Here is a 17,221-nt window from a genome sequence, read left to right as displayed (position 1 = left end):
GATGGAGAAATAGAATGGTTAAAAGAAAGAAAAATATAAACTTAGGATTGATAGAAAACTGGCAACAGTTTTCTATTTTGGTATTAGTCAATATGATGGTGGGCGGTATGGTCGGTTTGGAAAGGACGGTGGTTCCTCTGATTGGTACAGAAGAATTTCATATCCAATCGGATATTGTTGTGTTTTCATTCATCATTGCTTTTGGTGTAGTCAAGGCGTTTACCAACCTGATTTCGGGTGTTTTGGCAGACAAATATACCCGTAAGAAAGTCTTGATCTGGGGTTGGTTAGTTGGTTTACCCATTCCATTTCTTTTAGCTTTTGCACCGTCTTGGAATTGGATTTTATTTGCCAATGTATTGCTTGGAATAAGTCAGGGATTAGCTTGGTCTATGACCGTCAATATGAAAATAGATTTAGTGGGTAAGAAAAGTAGAGGTTTAGCAATGGGACTAAACGAAGCCGCAGGTTATGGAGCGGTCGGGTTGACCGCATTGCTGACAGGTTATTTAGCATCGTATTACGGACTAAGACCACAGCCTTTTTATATCGGAATCGCTTATACCATTGTTGGATTATTGCTTTCCATTTTTGTGGTTCGAGATACCCGAAAATTTGCCCAATTAGAAGCCATACAAATAGCATCAAATGAAATGGCTCATAAACCAAACTTGTGGTGGGTGTTTAAAGAGACTTCATTCAAAAACAAAAACCTGTTTTCTATTTCGCAAGCAGGACTGATAAACAATCTGAATGACGGAATGTCTTGGGGTGTATTTCCTTTACTTTTTATGTCTATGGGAGTAGGTTTGGAAGGTGTTGGTTGGATTAAAGCTTTTTATCCTGTGGTTTGGGGCGTAGGACAAATTGTTACCGGACCATTAGCCGACCGAATAGGCAGAAAGCCTTTGATTGTTTGGGGAATGTTCGTGCAGGTTTTGGGACACGTTGTTATTGGCTTTGAATGGTTTGAACCTTTAACCTCTGGTTTGATTGGTTCGGTACTTTTGGGTATTGGTACAGCTATGGTGTATCCTGCTTTGCTGGCCGCAGTAAGCGATACCGCTCACCCAACCTGGCGGGCATCCTCCTTAGGGGTTTATCGTTTTTGGCGAGATATGGGCTACGCTATCGGTGCATTGATGGCAGGAATAGTCGGTAGCTTCTTCGGATTGGAATGGGCTGTTCACATCGCTGGAATAATTACGTTTATTTCCGGTCTTATCGTCTGGATAAGGATGAAAGAAACAATAGCTCAACAGATGTGATTTGAAGAAAGGCTGCTTATAAGCTGATAAAAAAGTAGATAGCAAACCCTAATTTCTGATTTTACTGTGAGTTTAAAATATTATAAGCTCACAGTTTTCTTTCAGTATAATCTTTTTTCTTTTAAGCTCTGTAACAATTGTTACTGCCTGTGTTATAGCGGCATGCTAATTTTGCTGTATCATTTAACTAGATAATTATGGCAACAGATCTTATAGGCTATGTATTAGCCGTTTTAGTAGGTGTTTCATTAGGACTTATAGGTAGCGGAGGCTCCATACTTACCGTTCCTATTTTGGTTTATGTAATGGGTGTTAATCCCATATTAGCCACAGCTTATTCCTTATTTGTAGTGGGGACTACTTCCTTGGTAGGTGGAGTTCAGAATGCCCTCCAGAAAAAAGTAGATTTTAAAACTGTTTTTATTTTCGGTGCTCCGTCTATTGTTGCGGTGTATTTAACTCGGGCATATCTGATGCCTTTAATTCCTGATGTACTTTTTTCTCTTGGAGATTTTCAGTTTACCAAACCCATTGCTTTGATGGTACTGTTTGCCATCGTAATGATTTTTGCCTCTATTTCTATGATACGCCCTTGCCCGCATTGTAAAGACGATGAAAAATCCGAGATAAAATACAACTATCCCATCATTCTTTTGGAAGGAGCATTGGTTGGTACACTTACGGGATTGGTTGGTGCAGGTGGCGGATTTCTAATTATTCCTGCATTGGTTTTATTGGCAAAAATGCCAATGAAATTAGCTGTGGGAACATCGTTGTTTATCATTGCTGCTAAATCCCTTTTAGGGTTTACGGGTGATTTGCAAGGAAGTGAAACTATTGACTGGACTTTACTTTCCACATTTACTGGACTATCCGGTGTCGGAATTTTCATCGGAATTTTTCTATCTAAAAAAATAGAAGGCAACAAACTCAAATCTGCTTTCGGTTGGTTTGTACTCGTTATGGGAATCTACATCCTTATCAAAGAATTATTCTTATAAAAAAATAGTCTTGTAACTTATGTTACTGTATAGGTTATAAGCAGGTTGTAATTTTGTAATGTAAAATTTAAAATCTTAAAAATTATGTTTTTTCAACACGTATATGATAAAAGTTTAGCTCAAGCGAGTTACTTTTTAGGTTGCCAGGCAAAGGGCGAAGCCATTGTAATTGATGCACAGCGTGATATTGATGTGTATTTGGAAATTGCAAAGCAAAACAATATGAAAATCACGCATATTACCGAAACGCACATTCATGCTGATTTTCTGTGTGGTTCACGCGAGTTGGCTGCAGTGACTGGAGCACAGATGTATCTTTCAGATGAAGGCGGCAAAGACTGGAAATACCAGTTTCCGCATCATGCCAAGTTAAAACACGGAGATAAAATTACTGTTGGAAACCTTACCCTTGAAGTATTGCACACACCTGGGCACACACCGGAAAGCATCAGCTTTTTGTTGACAGACCATCCGGCCACAGATAAGCCTGTGATGGTATTCACGGGAGATTTTGTCTTTGTAGGCGATATTGGTCGTCCTGATTTATTGGAAAAAGCGGCAGGTTTGGTTGGCACACAAGAAAAAGGAGCCAAACAAATGTATGAATCTATCCAGCGATTTGCCGAATTACCTGAATACGTGCAGGTATGGCCAGCACACGGAGCTGGTTCTGCTTGCGGAAAAGCTTTGGGTGCGGTTCCAAGCTCTACAGTTGGGTACGAAAAAATTCGCAACTGGGCATTTCAATACGAAGATGACGAAGCCGGATTTATAAAATACCTGTTGGAAGGTCAGCCAGAACCGCCGAAGTATTTTGCGATGATGAAGCATTTAAATAAGGTCAACAGAACCTTGTTAGTGGAAGTGCCAAAGCATCCAAAATTGTCAAAGGAGCAATTCTTAAACGCATACAATAACGGCTTGAAAGTAATCGATACCCGAAATAAGGCAGATTTCGCTAAAGGTTTTATTCCAGGAAGTATCAATATCCAGGGCAATAATTCTTTCTCTACATGGGCAGGTTGGTTATTGAATTATCAGGAGCAATTTATTTTGGTTGCAGGTGATGACCAAATGGAAGATTTGACCAGAAAACTGATGCGTATAGGCTTGGATAATATTTACGGGTATATTTCAGATGTGAGTGATTTGGGATTAGAATTAGAAACGGAAACTATTATCAATATGGAAGAATTCAAATCTTATATCCTAAATCCGAATGTTCAAATCGTCGATGTAAGAGGATTGACAGAATACCAAACCTATCACGTAGATGGAGCAGATCACGTGTTTGTAGGAACATTGCCGGATAATTTAGACAAATTCGATAAAGACAAACAGATCGTTATCCATTGTCAAAGTGGAGACAGAGCGACAATTGCACAATCATTGTTGGCTAACCATGGTTTCAAAAACGTAAAAAACTATTCTGCCGGAATGAAAGAATGGATGGAAGTAAACAGCTAAAAAATCATGTTAGAATTATTAAATAATCTTTCTAAAGATAAATTTTCAGATAAAAAATATCTTTTTTTGGTGGATGTTCGTACTGAAGAGGAATTTGCACAAGGAAGCGTTGAAGGAGCTGTGAACATTCCGTTGGATAAAATATCGGGACAACTTGCCAAATTCAAAGGGAAGAAAAATATAGTGGTATTTTGCAGAAGCGGAAACCGGAGTAGTCAGGCAAAGACTATTTTACAAAAAAATGGATTAAACAATGTAACCAACGGTGGTACCTGGCAAAATGTTAACTCGGCAATTTCTAAATAATTAAAATGAAGTAACATGAAAAACTATTTAAGTAACTGGAATTTGATGCGATTTATTCGTTTGGTTTTGGGAGTTATTGTGAGTGTTCAAGGGTTTCAGGCACACCAATGGATGCTTGTTGCATTAGGTGGTTTATTTACATTGATGCCTGTATTCAACATAGGCTGTTGTAGTACAGCTGGCTGTAAGACCACTTATTCTTCAAGAAAAACGACAGCCACAGAAGACATTACCTACGAAGAAGTAAAATCAAAATAGCTATGGATACATTTATAAGAAAAAACCTTTTTACCATCATCGGAATACCATTAGGTGCTCTGGCCGGATTTCTCTACTGGAAATTTGTAGGATGCAATTCGGGTACTTGTGCCATCACATCCAGTCCAATCAATAGCACGTTGTATGGCTCGGTAATGGGAGGTTTATTATTCTCTATGTTTAAAAAAGATAAAAAAGCAAAGCAATGACATTTCAAGAAATCATTAATCAGAATAAACCCGTGTTGGTCGATTTTTTCGCTACGTGGTGCGGACCTTGCAAAATGCAGGCACCTATATTAGAAGAACTTAAACAACGTGTTGGAGAAAAGGCATTGATTGTTAAAATTGATGTGGATCAAAATCCGCAAGTTTCGGCACAATACCAAATACGCAGTGTTCCTACATTGGCTATTTTTAAGAATGGAGAGATAAAATGGCGGCAGTCAGGCGTTTTCCCTGCAAACGAATTAGAACGATTGATAAACGAAAATCTATAATATAATATTCAGATTATCTAAAATCTATGCTTAAATTTTCTTCCCCCCAAGAATTCCGCTTGATCCGAGATCAACGAAGTAACTCAACTTATCTACCACATCAACAACAAGTTACGATATAAAAAAACCGGAGTAAAATTTCTTGAAAAATTTTACTCCGGTAACGTGATCCCGCTGGGATTCGAACCTTGTTCAAATATCAGCGTTTAAATAGTATTTTATGCGGTTTTCGATTTTGACTCACCTAATCGCTCACCATTTTATTTGTACGTTTTTAGCTGCAATTGCTATACTTAAATATAAGATTTCTTTTTTAGAATTCACGTATATAAATACATTTATCGATTAACCACACATATATTAGCTTAGAAAAACTAATTACAGAACTAGAATGGTTTAGGAAAACTATTATGATATTCCTCTTCAAATTTGTCTGAATATGAATTTAGCAATTTACTCTTCCTTCTACTTATACCAAAAGTAGTCATCCATTTCAAGCCCTGAGCCATGCGCGTTTTGTCAACCACATAGGTGCGATATCCAAGTTCCCAAACACTTGCAACGCCTAAAATAATAACGATGATTACATACCATCGTTCGCTTAAATGTGAAGGCACCAAATACTCCTTTATAGGAAAATAAAATCTGCTGACAGCAAAAATGTAGGTTCCTAAAATTATCAATGAGAGAAATGGCCAAAAAGAATATCTAAAGTCAGTATTATATTCTTTTCGTTTATTTACTAAACCTTTATTAACATGCTCCATTTTATTATTCTCCCATTCCAACAGAGCTTTGTCAGATTGTTCTCTTTCCAAAATTGCCCTTATCTCACCAAGTTCACTCTTAAGTTTGTTAATTTCGTCGTTCTTCTTTGTGGCCTCTTTTTCAACTTCAATTTTTGATGTCTCAAGTGATTGGAATTCCTGAGATAATTTCTGAATCTCGATTTCAGCTTCTTGCTTACCCTTTGACAAAATCGAATTCTCAACTGCTATTCTATTTTCTATGAGTTCAATTTGCGCATCATGATTTGATTTAAGCCTATCAAATTTCTCAAGCAAAACCTGATCTCTTAATATATTGACTTTTGTTTCAAATGAAGTATCATGATAACTATCATTTAGAATCTGTAGCGTTTTAGACCGTGTGTTTGTATAATCAATCTCGAATGTCCGCAAGTCTGGGATACTAAAAGTGTCAATAAACTTTTTGTTAGCTTGATAGTCGTTTTGAATAAATGGTCTTATAAGCTGTAAAAATGTACTAGGAGCAATGATGAAACTAATTTCCCACCTTTTTTTGTAATACTCCTTTTCGAACTTGCTTAAAATATAATCTGAACTAATAAAAAAAGCCTTACTCTCCAGAAATTTTGTTTTCTTATGATTCAATGAGCGAACTTCTCTAAGAACTTCAATATCATGCTTAAAACCCTGATAAGATTTCGGTTTTCTATGGCGAATGGCTTCATAAAAAGATTGATATTTTGCGATATCCTCCTCTAGATCAGCCGATTCATAAATTGATGATTTTGTTACATTATGTTCAATTAAGCCTAGATCTTTTATTATTAGGTCAACATGATCATACTTATCTAAAAATACGTCTGGATCAATACTTTGATTAACATTCTCTTTATGATAAAGTTCTTCTAATGGACTTAAACCATCTACTTCTAATGCTAGTCGACTAGTTTCCCGACTCCATTTAGTAGATTTTATGAAAAGTGCTTTTGCATCAAACGCTCTTTTGAATTCGGATAAAGTTTCGGGATGATAAGTAAGTTTGAATGGAAATTTGTTTTTCTTTATTTCCGAAAGAATTTCCCTCGCGGATGCGTCTTCAGTATTTTTATGTAGATCAAGAATTCCAAAAATGAAATTAGTATCTAAGAATAATACCAAGTTTTGAAGTCGATTATTTAAAAAATTAACCGTATCAGAATCAGAAGTCAATGCAAAACTTGTAAATGTTGCATCTACAAGTTGTGATATATATGTTGTACGTTCTTCATCCGCTTTTAAAATAAACTGATTGATAGCGATTACCAACGTTTCTTTTTCAAACTCATTTTTGTTCTCGGCGATAACTTTATCTAAAATTACTAAAAGACTTTTTTGATCGTCTGTTGAAACGTTATTTGATGGATTTAAGAGCGTCAAGGTTTCAATCCCATGTTGCTCAAAGACGTTGAACAAGTAGTCTGTAAGATTTTTCCACAATGCATCATATTTTATTGGTTCTATCGAACTCAAAACCTGGGAGATCTCCAAAAGCCATTTACCACGTACTTTGCTTTCAAGGTTATTACTGTCGGAAATTCTTTTTGCTATCTTTTCAATCACGGCGGCTGATAGCTCTATCTTTTTTGTAGTTCTATCTTTAGTAACTGAGCCGTTACTAAGTAATTTATCAACATTAGATTGAATGATGTGTAATCTTATAGAGATACCATAAATAGACTCTATGGCCTCAGAAACATCATTTTCCGATTGCAGTGGACTTGTGGAATTAAAAATTGCATAGGTTATTAAATTTTGTACTACTTGTTCGAACTTCTGGTCGTGAGATAGCGCTTTTATATGGCTAAGTTTTGAGAATACTTTTTTAAAGTCTATTTGCGTCATTTATTATGCTTTATTTTTTTAAAATTAAAAAAATATTTCAATGTGGGCTTCTAATTTGGTTTTCTTTAAGCACAAAAACAAAGTGTTTCTAGTTTTGATTACAAATTTACTGTGTAATTTTTATTTCTGCCACTCATACTTAAGGCTTCCACATCGGCATTTAACTTCTTTACTGTCCTCTGCATAGTAATTTACACTAATGAATCTATCACAGTCACCACATTTAAATAAAGCCTCAATATCTTTCACGTCTTTCCAAAATCCTTTACAATCTCCAAGACTCATTACATATTCATTATCATGCGAGTCCTTGTTTCCAATAAAATTTGAAGAGAGAGTACGGGTAATTAATGCGTCTGACTTTTTTAATAATCCATTATCTCCTTTACTTGATTTAGATAGTCTCACTTTAATTTCATTTAAAAGTTCTGGGGTCATCCGTTCTTCATTACGATCATTAAATCTAAAACTTACCTTGGCATCTACATTATTTGCTATATCTTTTAATAGATGCTCTAGAAAAATCCTGATATCACTACCAAGCTTTTCATCATCGCCATCAGCAAATTTCTTATTAATCCTCTCAAGGATTGTTTTCTTTGGCTCTGCGATATATGTGCCCTGTTCTTTACTATATTTGAAAGTATCAACTAACCATCCTTTAGCCTTAGCGACTGTTCTTGCATATTCAAAAAAATGGTGTTCATGAGTCAAAAGAAGAATTTGATAGCTAGAAAATTTTTCAGCAAGTAAATCCAAAAATCTCTTTCGATGGTTTGAATCAAAACTTGAAATTACATCATCTAATACAAAAAAACTGTTAACCTTATTAAAAGCAATTACAGAAGCTAAGAAAAAAGAAATGCCCAAGCAGTTTAAGTGAGATTCACTTAAATACTTATGTGGCGGAGATACTGAGTTATTGAAAAATTCATATTGGATTGTTAGTCCTTTTATTTCGTCCTCTGATTCTATTGGCATTAACTTAATGTTTTCAACAGATTCATCAGGATTCATATATACATAGTATTCATTGATATTACTAGAAAATAGTTTAAAGAACAAATCGAGCGCCTCCTTTTGCTTTTTCGAAAATGCGTTGCATAATATTTCGAATGTGTTTTTTTGCTGCTCAATCTTTTTTAAAGTACTTTTTTGTTTTTCGATTTCATTATAAGCATTCAGTGAAGCTTGTAACTTGACAATTAGCTCAGTATCGGAATCCTTTGGCAATAAATCTTTAATTCCCTTCATCTTTGCCTTTATATCCAACTGAAGTTGGATATAACTATTTTGTGCCTTATATGGAATTGCTGCAATGATTTTATTAGTAAAATTAGCGGCCTCTATCTGGTCAGTTAATGCCTTTAGATCCAATCCGATATTGATACAGCCTTGCTTTATTTCACTAAAATCCGCTTCTTTTAATATAGCATTAGTTAATGGAACTTTTAAATTTTGCCGTTCATCAGAACTTCTTTGTATTAAATTTTTTATTCCGCCCTCTAGAGTAGTCTTTTTTTTCTTAATCTCTGTTAGTGCATTTAATCTTTTTTGGACTTTTTCAAGTAGATTTCTTCCTCTTGCATCTGATTCACATAAAGGACAGCTAAATATATCTTCCGTATCAATCGATAGTACTGTTTCACCCGCAGAAAGTAAGTCGGTAAGCTTTAGATTGTTTATGGCGATAGTATCTTCCACTAAATCATTATATTTTAAAGCAAATTTTTCAAAATCCTGATTAATTTGTCCAAAACTAGCTTCAAAGCTTATTAACACATTAATTAATTGCTCCAATAAAGTTAGTATAGCCAATCTCTTTTGATCAGCAGGTTTTTTAAATTTGTTTATAAGCTTAGGGATATCATCCAAAGAGGTTACGATGTCTTTATATTTATATTCAATGACTAAATCATTGATTGCGGTTACAAACTGCTGTTCATTTACAATATTTTGATTTAGGTTTGTTATTAGTACCTGCTGATTATTTTGAATTATTTTCTCAGAACCAGAACTTTTAATTTCACGATCTAGTTTGTTATATACTTTATTAAATAACTTCTTCGTCTCAGTAACTTCGGAAAAACCGATAATCTCAGATAGCTGTGTCAGTCGTTCACCTTGTGTTGCCACAACAAAATTAGAAAGTTCTTTATACCTTATTAAGAGCTTTTCCTTAGAAGATTCTGCTAGATAGGCCCGGAATTTTTGATTGTCATTTGAGATATCACTTACAAAAGAATCTTTTTTTAGATATAAGTTTTTTTGACAGTCGAAAGCAGAATGTTTAAATTTAATTTCAAAGTTTCCTTCTTCTACTTCTGAAAGCGAAGTATGGCGCATTGCATCAATGCCGTTTCTACCAATTTCAATATCACTTAGATGGTTTACTCGATTAGTGTAAAACCATTCAATAATATCTGCAATACTACTCTTCCCTGTGCCGTTGTCACCGTATAAAACAATCGTCTTTTCTTCCAAAGGCAGCACAATTTCATTTTTAAAGCCTCTTAAGCCTTTCGCTTTAAATTCTTTGATTTTAATGTTTTTCATGAAGTCGTTCTGAGGTCGTTAAGAGCGTTAATGATATTCTTTTCAGATAGTTTATTGTCAATATAAAGGGCTTTTAGTGAATTAGCAACGCTTTCATCTACACCTTCAATAGTTTCTAAGTCTGCAAAGAATTCATCCATGATCTCTTTACCACTTTTTAGTTTGTTCTCCATATTTAGTTAAAATAATCCCATTGTATATCAATGCCCCTATTCAATATTAGATTTCGTATTTCAAAACCCGTTTTATTGTTACAGATTGGGTACACACCAAAGTGTTTAACAAAGTCTAAAAGAAAGTAACTTTCTAAATCTTCAACCCTAAACGCCCAAATATGGCTTAGCATTTCTATATTTAGGTACGTAAACCAAATTTTGTCTACTTGCTTATAATTTAGTATTCCTACATTTTTAGATTTCCCATCTAAATGACCAGATAATCTTACGCCAATACTATTGGTTATCTTTTCGCTCATTCCAATATAAATCAATTTCGATTGCCTAAAGGGATAATTAATAGTAATCGAATTCGAAAAAATAAAATAAAGACCAACAATGCCAGATAAAGGCTTCACATTTTTTAATTCAAATGCTTTTGGCTCGTCAAAATATATTTTAATATTATTCATTACGGCAAGTTACTGGAATTAATTGAATGTAAAACGCCAATAATTCCATCTTAAAACTTTGTCTTTCTGACAAAACATCATAAGAATCTTTACAGATAACTAGAATTGATCAGCTTTAAATTTAAAAGATTACAAGCAAAAAAATAAAGAAATTTTAAAACTACCAGAATTTAAATTTAGGTAGTACCCATCTAGTACCCATTTCTTTAAACATCATCAGCCGAGCTTTGCTAAAATAAATTTATCACTACTAGAGATGAACGCAAAATTAATACGTGGTAATTGCCCATGTAAAACTCTAAATCATAAAAATATGGCAGTAAGTAACAAGTAGATTATAGCGAAATACAGGAAGTCCAATTTTATTAAAAAAATTGAGCAAGCCGAAGTTGGGCAGAGCCCTACTTTCTTGCCCCTAAGCTTATCACCAAAGAGGTTTACCGTATACTCTGGGTATGTAGTGAGTCAGGCGAAGCCTTGCCAGTACCGTATTGAATATATAGTGTATATAGCAAACAGGTTATGCCTGAACATATAAGTTAACCAAGCTGTGACAGGCTGATCTATATCAAAAAAAAACCAATCTTTTATAGTATCGGCTACATTGGATTACGCAAAACACCTTTATAAAAGAGTGTCTGATAGCCTATGCAGCCTGGGATGAGATAATTACCTGCCTTAATAGCTTTTTGCAGTAATCCCAATTAGAACTGAACTCATTGCAGCAGACTTTGAACCATTCTTTATCCAGGAGATTTTAACTAGCTTTAAGTAATCATAATTTATAAGCCTATGATACCAGACGCTTTTAAGGAGACACTACTCCGTAAAATAGATTTGACTGAACTTGTTTCGGAATATGTTGACCTATATCCAATTGGAGGTCAAATGCGCGGCCTATGCCCTTTTCACACAGACAGCAAACCAACATTTAACGTTTCGACAGATAAACAAATCTTCAAGTGTTTTAAATGCGGAAAAGGCGGAAATTCAATTGGTTTTATAATGGAAATCAAGCAGCTCAATTACCCGCAGGCAATTAGACTTTTAGCGGACAAACTTGGATTGGAAGTTCCACAGGAGCCGGAATAAGCTTTCCTGAATGATTTATATCACCTTCTATTACAACGTTAATGAATTTAGTTGAAAATAGATTAATCAACTATTCACTCGTTATTCGCATCTTAACAAACGCCTAATGCCCGTTAGGGCCGTCCGCTTTTTTATGGACAACCCTACTGGCTAAATAAAGACATTACAAACAGCTTAAGAATAAATCCCCTGCTTATCCTTCCTCGCTATTAGGATTTAAATTAATGCCAATAACCTGAAGATTCCGGTCATTGATCACACGCCTGCAATACTCGCACCTGTATAAATACTCCCATTCGTTTCCCGGTTCGATCAGGTCACCATCTTCATCACAGGCATAAAAACCATTATAATTGGGCATATTACCACAAAGACACACCCAAGCCTCCCTGTCCTGCTGCTCATGAGTGATGTATTCGCCAGTTACAGGTTTAAAAATAGAGGGCAAAATACCATTTTTTCCCTCCACTCCTTTTAACAATTCCAACAGATCAATTAACCCAAAAAAGTTAATTTCCAGATCAGAAATACAACTCCGCAAGAATTTTTCCGACGCATCAGCAAATGACGTGTCCAAAATAATTTCAGCATTTTCATCCAGTCGTATAGCATCCATGTAAAAAATAACCTCATCGCAAAAAGGGCTATATTTTAGTTCTAGGAATTTAACTGTCCTGCCAATACGCTGTAATTCGCAGGTTAGGCTATATAAGATTTCTTCGGTAAAGTCCAAAAGCTTCGCTTTCAGTACATTGATTCCTTTAATCCTCTTCATACCGTTATTAAACTTCAATCAATAGCTTTACCGTTTCTGCAAACTTAGGAGAACAGTTTTCTGTCTCCGCATACCGCAATAAAGTATAAACGGTAAACAGACATACACTTCCTTTGAAAAGCTGTTTTGTAAATAATTTCCGGCAATAAAAGAAACTCTCACCATATTGTTTGATACGGTCAAAGGTTTTCATAGCAAGTAAAACCCAATAATCCTGCTGAACGACATTTAAACCCCATGTTTCGGCTGCTTTTTCTCTTTCGTCTATAGTTTCAATTGCACAGGCTTTTAAATAATCGGTAAATTCAACAATAGAGGCAGGATATAACTTATAAAGGATTTTGATTTTTTGATGTAGTTTTAATTTATGTATAGGTTTCATGATCATAATATTAAAGGGCAAAAATTGCCCTTGATTAACATTTAAGAATTAAAAACATTTATGAAAAACATAGGAACGGCCAGTTTAAACCTTTGGTTATAGCTTTCCGTCTCGGCGTATTTGGTTAACTGGTTCACGGTTATGGTTGCATAATCCAGGAAAAACAAATGGTTTGCAAATGCTTCCGCACTGGATTCCAGTTTTGAACGCTTACTTTCTAAAAGTTGCAGGATATAACCCGAAGTCACCCACCATCTTTCAAAATGCATCAACCGGGGATTCCATAATTTCTCATAACCTTCCTGCCGCTGGTGCAAGTGCTTACAGAATTTTTGCAGATGGTTTAAAAACTCCGGTATTTCATTTGGAAAAAGTACATGTAACAATTTGGCCTTTTCTTTAGTATTGAGTTTTGGTATTGGCTTCATCATTCTAAGAATTTAGGGGCGGAAGCCCGCCCCCGGTAAATGGATAACTATTTAATTAACTGGATTTTTATCAGCATCCTGTTTGAGTATTACCAGTTTGCTATATACATCCTTCCAGTAGCTTAAACGTTTTTGATGAAATGCTTCCTCCTCCCTTGTAGGATTCTTGATTTCGTAGCGGAGGTATATGGCCACCTGAAAAATTGCCACTTTTAAATCTGTAACTTCTAGCAGATTCCCCTCATTATCGACTATATATCTAATCATGATTCAAAATTTAGGGGGGATTACCCCCCATTAAATAATCGGGTTAATTCAAGGCGCTTGCCCCTGTTTTGGTAAAGTCCATGCACAAATCAAATGCAGTTTGTGTACGGGTTAATCCAGTACCCCACATAATAGATTTAAACTTGCTTTCGTCATCCTTGTAATTGCGCACATTCTGAAAATACCGTAGGATAAGTACCTGACGCCTTGCCAATATTGCTATCGGTAGGTTTTCCTGAACTCTCCCCCGAACCGTACGTACACCTCTCAATGTATACGGCTCTCCACTAATATTTGCAGTCTTACTTTCCATTGTGAATATTTCTATGGCAACCGTGACATATCGCCAAGGTCTTTCTTCTCCTTGCCATCATTATTAACTCCCAAGGTTGTTTCCCTTTGACATCCTTCATTTTTCTAACATGGTGCATTTCCAATTGCTCGGTTGCGCCACATAATTCGCATTTTTCAGCTTTCAGTCTGTCAATCAAACTGGTTATAGACCTTGTGTAATAGATGTCAGGAAGCTTGTCCATTGAATAACTTTCGATGGTTGCCTGGTTTCGTTTAAAGCCTTGATTATAAAGGACTGCTTTACGGGCTTGCCCTTTTTTGTTTTTATAGAATACAGTGAAATCCTTATTAGACATGTATTTGTCAAGGATTTTGGATACCGTCGATTTGTATTTTGCAGCAAACGTCTTGTACATGCTGTACTCCATGATGTAAGCAAAAGCCCCAATTGCACCGCAATTATTTGCTATTGAGTAATAGTTATAGAAGCCTCTTATTTCCAAGTTATGCCGACTCAATATTTCAAGGTCATCGTTATTGATGAGTTGTGGTCGTCGTTTGGGTTTCCATCGTTCTTTTCCATTGTGATATTTTACCTCTACCGTACGGTAATCCAGTAATTTTTTCAGAATGGTTGCACGGGACACCTTTAGCATCACTCTTTTGTTGAAGGCTCTTTTCAGGAAACCATTTTTATCTCGTCTGCGAAGGTTAGAGCTTTGTACAGTGATTTGATACCCGAGGAATGATGCGGATTTCTTTGTGTGGGTTATCAGTGTTTTTTCATCCGAAAGAGTTAGTTTAAGCGTGTCATTAAGGAAGTTTTTAATGTCTTCCTTGATTTGCTTGCTTTCCTCTTTACTACCGATAATCCCTATTAAGAAGTCGTCCGCATACCTGACATATTTTAATCGCCTGTAATTGGCATCCATTTCATCGCATCGTACGATTGATAACCTGTCCATCTCAACGGCTCTGATTTGCTGTTTTAGTGCAGTTCGTTGCTGTTCATCTTTTTCAAGTCTTAACTTTCCAAGCAAGTAGGATTTCCGATGTTCATTGCTTCGGGCTTCTTTCGTGATACTTCTTTTTACCCCTTTGTCAAATTTAGAAGTGTATTCCTGCATATATTTATCCAGCTTATCCAAATAGATGTTAGCCAATATAGGACTGACAATCCCACCTTGTGGTGTTCCACTGTATGTTCTGCGAAATGCCCAATCTTCAATATATCCAGCATTCAAAAACTTCCTAATCAATCGGATAAACCGTTCATCGGCTATCTTTTCTTTTAGTATGTTTATCATTACTTCATGATTGATATTATCGAAAAAGCCTTTAATGTCTCCTTCAATAAACCATGTCGTACCACTGAATGACTTTTTGATTTCAAGTAATGCGGTATGGCAACTTCGGTGAGGTCTGAAACCGTGAGAGCTGTCCTCGAACTGCTTCTCGAATATGGCTTCAAGTATCATTCTGATTACTTCCTGCAATAATTTGTCATCAAAAGAAGGAATACCCAAAGGGCGTTTCAAGCCGTTTTTCTTTGGGATATATACCCTTCTCGATGGATTGGGTTGATACGTTTCATTTTTAAGCGCATCAATTAACTTTTCAATCCGGGGTAGGCTCATTTCGTCGATGGTTGTACCATCTGAACCTTTGGTCATGTTACCTGCTTTCGCATAAATGCTTTGATAAGCGGTGTAATACATTTCCTCGTTAAAAAGCACTCGGTAAAGCCTTTCAAATTTGTAACCTGAAACTCTACTATGCTTCGATAGACTGTTTAATACACATGCTGGATTTCTCATAATGTCTCCCACATTTTCCGTTATAAGTATTAAAAATATTAGCTGCCTCCCTTCGCCATGTACAAGGCTTTCCCTTGCTCCGACTACTACGAAGGCTCCGTTGCCATGTCGGATATTCAAAAGCCTTACACTTTATAGCCACGCCAGTGGCATTCCGATTTAGGCAATCCCCGTTTAGTTGTGCAATAACATAGCTCAAACAGATTGTCGGATATGACTTACCTTTTTCTACTTACTGTAGTTGTGCCTTGTTCTGTTCTTGCTTCCTCTCCTCACTGGGTGGAAAAGAAGTAACTTGGTATGACGATTTCAGTTATCTTACGTCATAGCTACGCGGGCTGCCACTCAGGTCATCATTCAATCAGATTCGACTTTATCCTCATATCTGTTCATTTCATCTTTCCATTCAGTCGCAGTTTGATAACTAACTGACTTACAGATTTACCGACATGCTATACTCCCTGTCTGGTTTCCCTTTCAGATAAGTCGGTTGATGATAGGCTTCAAAGAACACTCGCCTAATACCTTGCTATAGGTATATTTATTGCACACCCCATACGGGCGCACCGGTTACCGAATTGTAAGCGCCAAATACTGTCCCCCTAGTGGTGTCCATTTGTTGGGTCGGACTAGCCATTGCATACTCGTACACATTTTCCACGATATTGTTAAACTGCGTAGAAAGTTCATCATCCTGAAAATTGCGCAGTTTTTCCAGCGTTTCCCGGTTTGGCACCATAGCCAGTTGAATGAGACGCTTTAATTCCGGGTCACTGATACGCACGTGTGACCAGCGGTTATAAATAGCCTCCATTTCTATAGAAAGACTGTTTGATATACCTAACATCATTTGCGCTTGTTTCAGTTTATCCGTAGCACTGGCCGTATGACGGATTTTAATACAACCCGAATTGTGTTTTAGTGCAGCGTTTAAGGTATTCATGCAGCAAATGCGCACAGGCGTAAAAGCAATACTGATACTACCCGAACCATCATGCGAAGAAGTCAAAAACAAATACTGCTGGATTAAATCCTCACGCCCCACCCGAATAAAATCCGGCAGTTTGGCCGTGATAAAAATAACCTGACCACGCCCAAGACATCCGGCTGTTTCATACTTGATACCAGTTCCCCCGCCTACTATACTATCAAAAAAACCGAATGCCTCTGTATTCTGAACCACTTGATAATCCCTGCCTACTAAGCCCAATACTTCATCTGTATCGGTTCGCATAGTAGAAAAGAAATCCGGCACTATAATATTCGGCTCGAAGATGTTCATATATTCGTCCGTCTCCATATCGTTAAAAACTGCAAAGTTTTCAGAATTACAAGTAAATAGCGGACGTTTCTCCACTTCAAAATTAAGTCCTGCATAAACAATAGCCTCGCTACTGGTCGGGTAATGCTCAATGATCTGCCCTAAATTGTGCCATGCTTTTTCTTTCACACTGAAAAAACTATGCTGATTGGTATTGCTGTTATAATTAAGATTATGTGACATGATTTTAAAAAATTAAGGGTGATTAAATCCAGTTACTAAAAGTTCCGTT

Annotated in this window: 19 protein-coding genes; 8 read left to right on the top strand and 11 right to left on the bottom strand. The window is 36.2% G+C overall.

Annotated elements, in window-relative coordinates; genetic code table 11:
* The first annotated feature begins 14 nt into the window (after nt 1-14).
* The 7 genes from ABDJ41_RS19195 (at nt 15) to trxA (ending at nt 4,799) form a co-directional block, all read left to right on the top strand.
* Nucleotides 15-1,268, top strand: coding sequence for an MFS transporter (locus ABDJ41_RS19195; protein WP_349787721.1), 1,254 nt, complete (start codon nt 15-17; stop codon nt 1,266-1,268).
* Nucleotides 1,269-1,465: 197 nt separating this feature from the next.
* Nucleotides 1,466-2,269: a sulfite exporter TauE/SafE family protein gene (locus tag ABDJ41_RS19190; protein WP_349787720.1), complete on the top strand. Its 804-nt coding sequence runs from the start codon at nt 1,466-1,468 to the stop codon at nt 2,267-2,269.
* Nucleotides 2,270-2,353: 84 nt separating this feature from the next.
* On the top strand, nt 2,354-3,736 hold the full coding sequence (locus ABDJ41_RS19185) for an MBL fold metallo-hydrolase (protein ID WP_349787719.1): 1,383 nt from the start codon (nt 2,354-2,356) through the stop codon (nt 3,734-3,736).
* 6 nt (nt 3,737-3,742) lie between these two features.
* Entirely contained in the window at nt 3,743-4,042 is a 300-nt protein-coding gene (locus ABDJ41_RS19180) for a rhodanese-like domain-containing protein (RefSeq protein WP_349787718.1), read from the top strand.
* A 15-nt stretch (nt 4,043-4,057) separates the two neighbouring features.
* Nucleotides 4,058-4,300, top strand: a complete 243-nt coding sequence (locus tag ABDJ41_RS19175) for a hypothetical protein (protein ID WP_349787717.1) — start codon at nt 4,058-4,060, stop codon at nt 4,298-4,300.
* Nucleotides 4,301-4,302: 2 nt separating this feature from the next.
* Nucleotides 4,303-4,509 (top strand): DUF6132 family protein, encoded by a 207-nt coding sequence (locus tag ABDJ41_RS19170; RefSeq protein ID WP_349787716.1) that lies wholly within the window; start codon nt 4,303-4,305, stop codon nt 4,507-4,509.
* Entirely contained in the window at nt 4,506-4,799 is a 294-nt protein-coding gene (gene trxA, locus ABDJ41_RS19165) for a thioredoxin (RefSeq protein ID WP_349787715.1), read from the top strand. The genes ABDJ41_RS19170 and trxA overlap by 4 nt, the downstream gene beginning before the upstream one ends.
* 386 nt (nt 4,800-5,185) lie before the next feature.
* Here the strand turns inward: trxA and ABDJ41_RS19160 are convergent, their stop codons facing one another.
* The 4 genes from ABDJ41_RS19160 to ABDJ41_RS19145 form a co-directional block, all read right to left on the bottom strand.
* A complete protein-coding gene (locus ABDJ41_RS19160) occupies nt 5,186-7,429 on the bottom strand; it encodes a hypothetical protein (RefSeq protein WP_349787714.1) in 2,244 nt (747 codons plus the stop codon).
* Between the two features lie 120 nt (nt 7,430-7,549).
* Entirely contained in the window at nt 7,550-9,985 is a 2,436-nt protein-coding gene (locus ABDJ41_RS19155; protein ID WP_349787713.1) for an AAA family ATPase, read from the bottom strand.
* Entirely contained in the window at nt 9,982-10,158 is a 177-nt protein-coding gene (locus ABDJ41_RS19150) for a hypothetical protein (RefSeq protein WP_349787712.1), read from the bottom strand. The genes ABDJ41_RS19155 and ABDJ41_RS19150 overlap by 4 nt, the downstream gene beginning before the upstream one ends.
* A 2-nt stretch (nt 10,159-10,160) precedes the next feature.
* The gene (locus ABDJ41_RS19145; RefSeq protein ID WP_349787711.1) at nt 10,161-10,613 is read right to left on the bottom strand and encodes a hypothetical protein; all 453 of its coding nucleotides are present in this window, start codon (nt 10,611-10,613) and stop codon (nt 10,161-10,163) included.
* 792 nt (nt 10,614-11,405) lie between these two features.
* Between ABDJ41_RS19145 and ABDJ41_RS19140 the strand changes: the two genes are divergently transcribed.
* Nucleotides 11,406-11,705: a CHC2 zinc finger domain-containing protein gene (locus tag ABDJ41_RS19140; protein ID WP_349787710.1), complete on the top strand. Its 300-nt coding sequence runs from the start codon at nt 11,406-11,408 to the stop codon at nt 11,703-11,705.
* A 193-nt stretch (nt 11,706-11,898) separates the two neighbouring features.
* Here ABDJ41_RS19140 and ABDJ41_RS19135 read toward each other — a convergent pair whose 3' ends face one another.
* The 7 genes from ABDJ41_RS19135 to ABDJ41_RS19105 form a co-directional block, all read right to left on the bottom strand.
* Entirely contained in the window at nt 11,899-12,480 is a 582-nt protein-coding gene (locus tag ABDJ41_RS19135; protein ID WP_349787709.1) for a hypothetical protein, read from the bottom strand.
* Between the two features lie 7 nt (nt 12,481-12,487).
* Nucleotides 12,488-12,862 carry a hypothetical protein gene (locus ABDJ41_RS19130; protein ID WP_349787707.1) on the bottom strand — a complete coding sequence of 125 codons (375 nt, stop codon included), beginning with the start codon at nt 12,860-12,862 and terminating at the stop codon, nt 12,488-12,490.
* Between the two features lie 41 nt (nt 12,863-12,903).
* Nucleotides 12,904-13,293 (bottom strand): hypothetical protein, encoded by a 390-nt coding sequence (locus ABDJ41_RS19125; RefSeq protein WP_349787706.1) that lies wholly within the window; start codon nt 13,291-13,293, stop codon nt 12,904-12,906.
* 48 nt (nt 13,294-13,341) lie between these two features.
* On the bottom strand, nt 13,342-13,557 hold the full coding sequence (locus ABDJ41_RS19120) for a 3-isopropylmalate dehydratase (RefSeq protein ID WP_349787704.1): 216 nt from the start codon (nt 13,555-13,557) through the stop codon (nt 13,342-13,344).
* Nucleotides 13,558-13,600: 43 nt separating this feature from the next.
* Nucleotides 13,601-13,870 carry a hypothetical protein gene (locus ABDJ41_RS23025; RefSeq protein WP_502930348.1) on the bottom strand — a complete coding sequence of 90 codons (270 nt, stop codon included), beginning with the start codon at nt 13,868-13,870 and terminating at the stop codon, nt 13,601-13,603.
* Entirely contained in the window at nt 13,860-15,569 is a 1,710-nt protein-coding gene (locus ABDJ41_RS19110; RefSeq protein WP_502930347.1) for a reverse transcriptase/maturase family protein, read from the bottom strand. The genes ABDJ41_RS23025 and ABDJ41_RS19110 overlap by 11 nt, the downstream gene beginning before the upstream one ends.
* Before the next feature lie 640 nt (nt 15,570-16,209).
* Complete coding sequence (locus tag ABDJ41_RS19105) at nt 16,210-17,172, bottom strand: DUF932 domain-containing protein (RefSeq protein ID WP_349787702.1); 963 nt, start codon at nt 17,170-17,172, stop codon at nt 16,210-16,212.
* Nucleotides 17,173-17,221 lie beyond the last annotated feature (49 nt).

This window comes from Pedobacter sp. ASV1-7 (assembly GCF_040203335.1).
In the GTDB taxonomy this organism is placed as follows: domain Bacteria; phylum Bacteroidota; class Bacteroidia; order Sphingobacteriales; family Sphingobacteriaceae; genus Pedobacter.
This window is presented reverse-complemented; position numbering and strand designations above follow the sequence as displayed.

Excerpts from the sequence above, each read along its gene's own strand:
- ABDJ41_RS19195 (WP_349787721.1), top strand. The coding sequence starts at position 15 with ATGGTTAAAAGAAAGAAAAATATAAACTTAGGATTGATAGAAAACTGG.
- ABDJ41_RS19190 (WP_349787720.1), top strand. The coding sequence starts at position 1,466 with ATGGCAACAGATCTTATAGGCTATGTATTAGCCGTTTTAGTAGGTGTT.
- ABDJ41_RS19185 (WP_349787719.1), top strand. The coding sequence starts at position 2,354 with ATGTTTTTTCAACACGTATATGATAAAAGTTTAGCTCAAGCGAGTTAC.
- ABDJ41_RS19180 (WP_349787718.1), top strand. The coding sequence starts at position 3,743 with ATGTTAGAATTATTAAATAATCTTTCTAAAGATAAATTTTCAGATAAA.
- ABDJ41_RS19175 (WP_349787717.1), top strand. The coding sequence starts at position 4,058 with ATGAAAAACTATTTAAGTAACTGGAATTTGATGCGATTTATTCGTTTG.
- ABDJ41_RS19170 (WP_349787716.1), top strand. The coding sequence starts at position 4,303 with ATGGATACATTTATAAGAAAAAACCTTTTTACCATCATCGGAATACCA.
- trxA (WP_349787715.1), top strand. The coding sequence starts at position 4,506 with ATGACATTTCAAGAAATCATTAATCAGAATAAACCCGTGTTGGTCGAT.
- ABDJ41_RS19160 (WP_349787714.1), bottom strand. The coding sequence starts at position 7,429 with ATGACGCAAATAGACTTTAAAAAAGTATTCTCAAAACTTAGCCATATA.
- ABDJ41_RS19155 (WP_349787713.1), bottom strand. The coding sequence starts at position 9,985 with ATGAAAAACATTAAAATCAAAGAATTTAAAGCGAAAGGCTTAAGAGGC.
- ABDJ41_RS19150 (WP_349787712.1), bottom strand. The coding sequence starts at position 10,158 with ATGGAGAACAAACTAAAAAGTGGTAAAGAGATCATGGATGAATTCTTT.
- ABDJ41_RS19145 (WP_349787711.1), bottom strand. The coding sequence starts at position 10,613 with ATGAATAATATTAAAATATATTTTGACGAGCCAAAAGCATTTGAATTA.
- ABDJ41_RS19140 (WP_349787710.1), top strand. The coding sequence starts at position 11,406 with ATGATACCAGACGCTTTTAAGGAGACACTACTCCGTAAAATAGATTTG.
- ABDJ41_RS19135 (WP_349787709.1), bottom strand. The coding sequence starts at position 12,480 with ATGAAGAGGATTAAAGGAATCAATGTACTGAAAGCGAAGCTTTTGGAC.
- ABDJ41_RS19130 (WP_349787707.1), bottom strand. The coding sequence starts at position 12,862 with ATGAAACCTATACATAAATTAAAACTACATCAAAAAATCAAAATCCTT.
- ABDJ41_RS19125 (WP_349787706.1), bottom strand. The coding sequence starts at position 13,293 with ATGATGAAGCCAATACCAAAACTCAATACTAAAGAAAAGGCCAAATTG.
- ABDJ41_RS19120 (WP_349787704.1), bottom strand. The coding sequence starts at position 13,557 with ATGATTAGATATATAGTCGATAATGAGGGGAATCTGCTAGAAGTTACA.
- ABDJ41_RS23025 (WP_502930348.1), bottom strand. The coding sequence starts at position 13,870 with ATGGAAAGTAAGACTGCAAATATTAGTGGAGAGCCGTATACATTGAGA.
- ABDJ41_RS19110 (WP_502930347.1), bottom strand. The coding sequence starts at position 15,569 with ATGTATTACACCGCTTATCAAAGCATTTATGCGAAAGCAGGTAACATG.
- ABDJ41_RS19105 (WP_349787702.1), bottom strand. The coding sequence starts at position 17,172 with ATGTCACATAATCTTAATTATAACAGCAATACCAATCAGCATAGTTTT.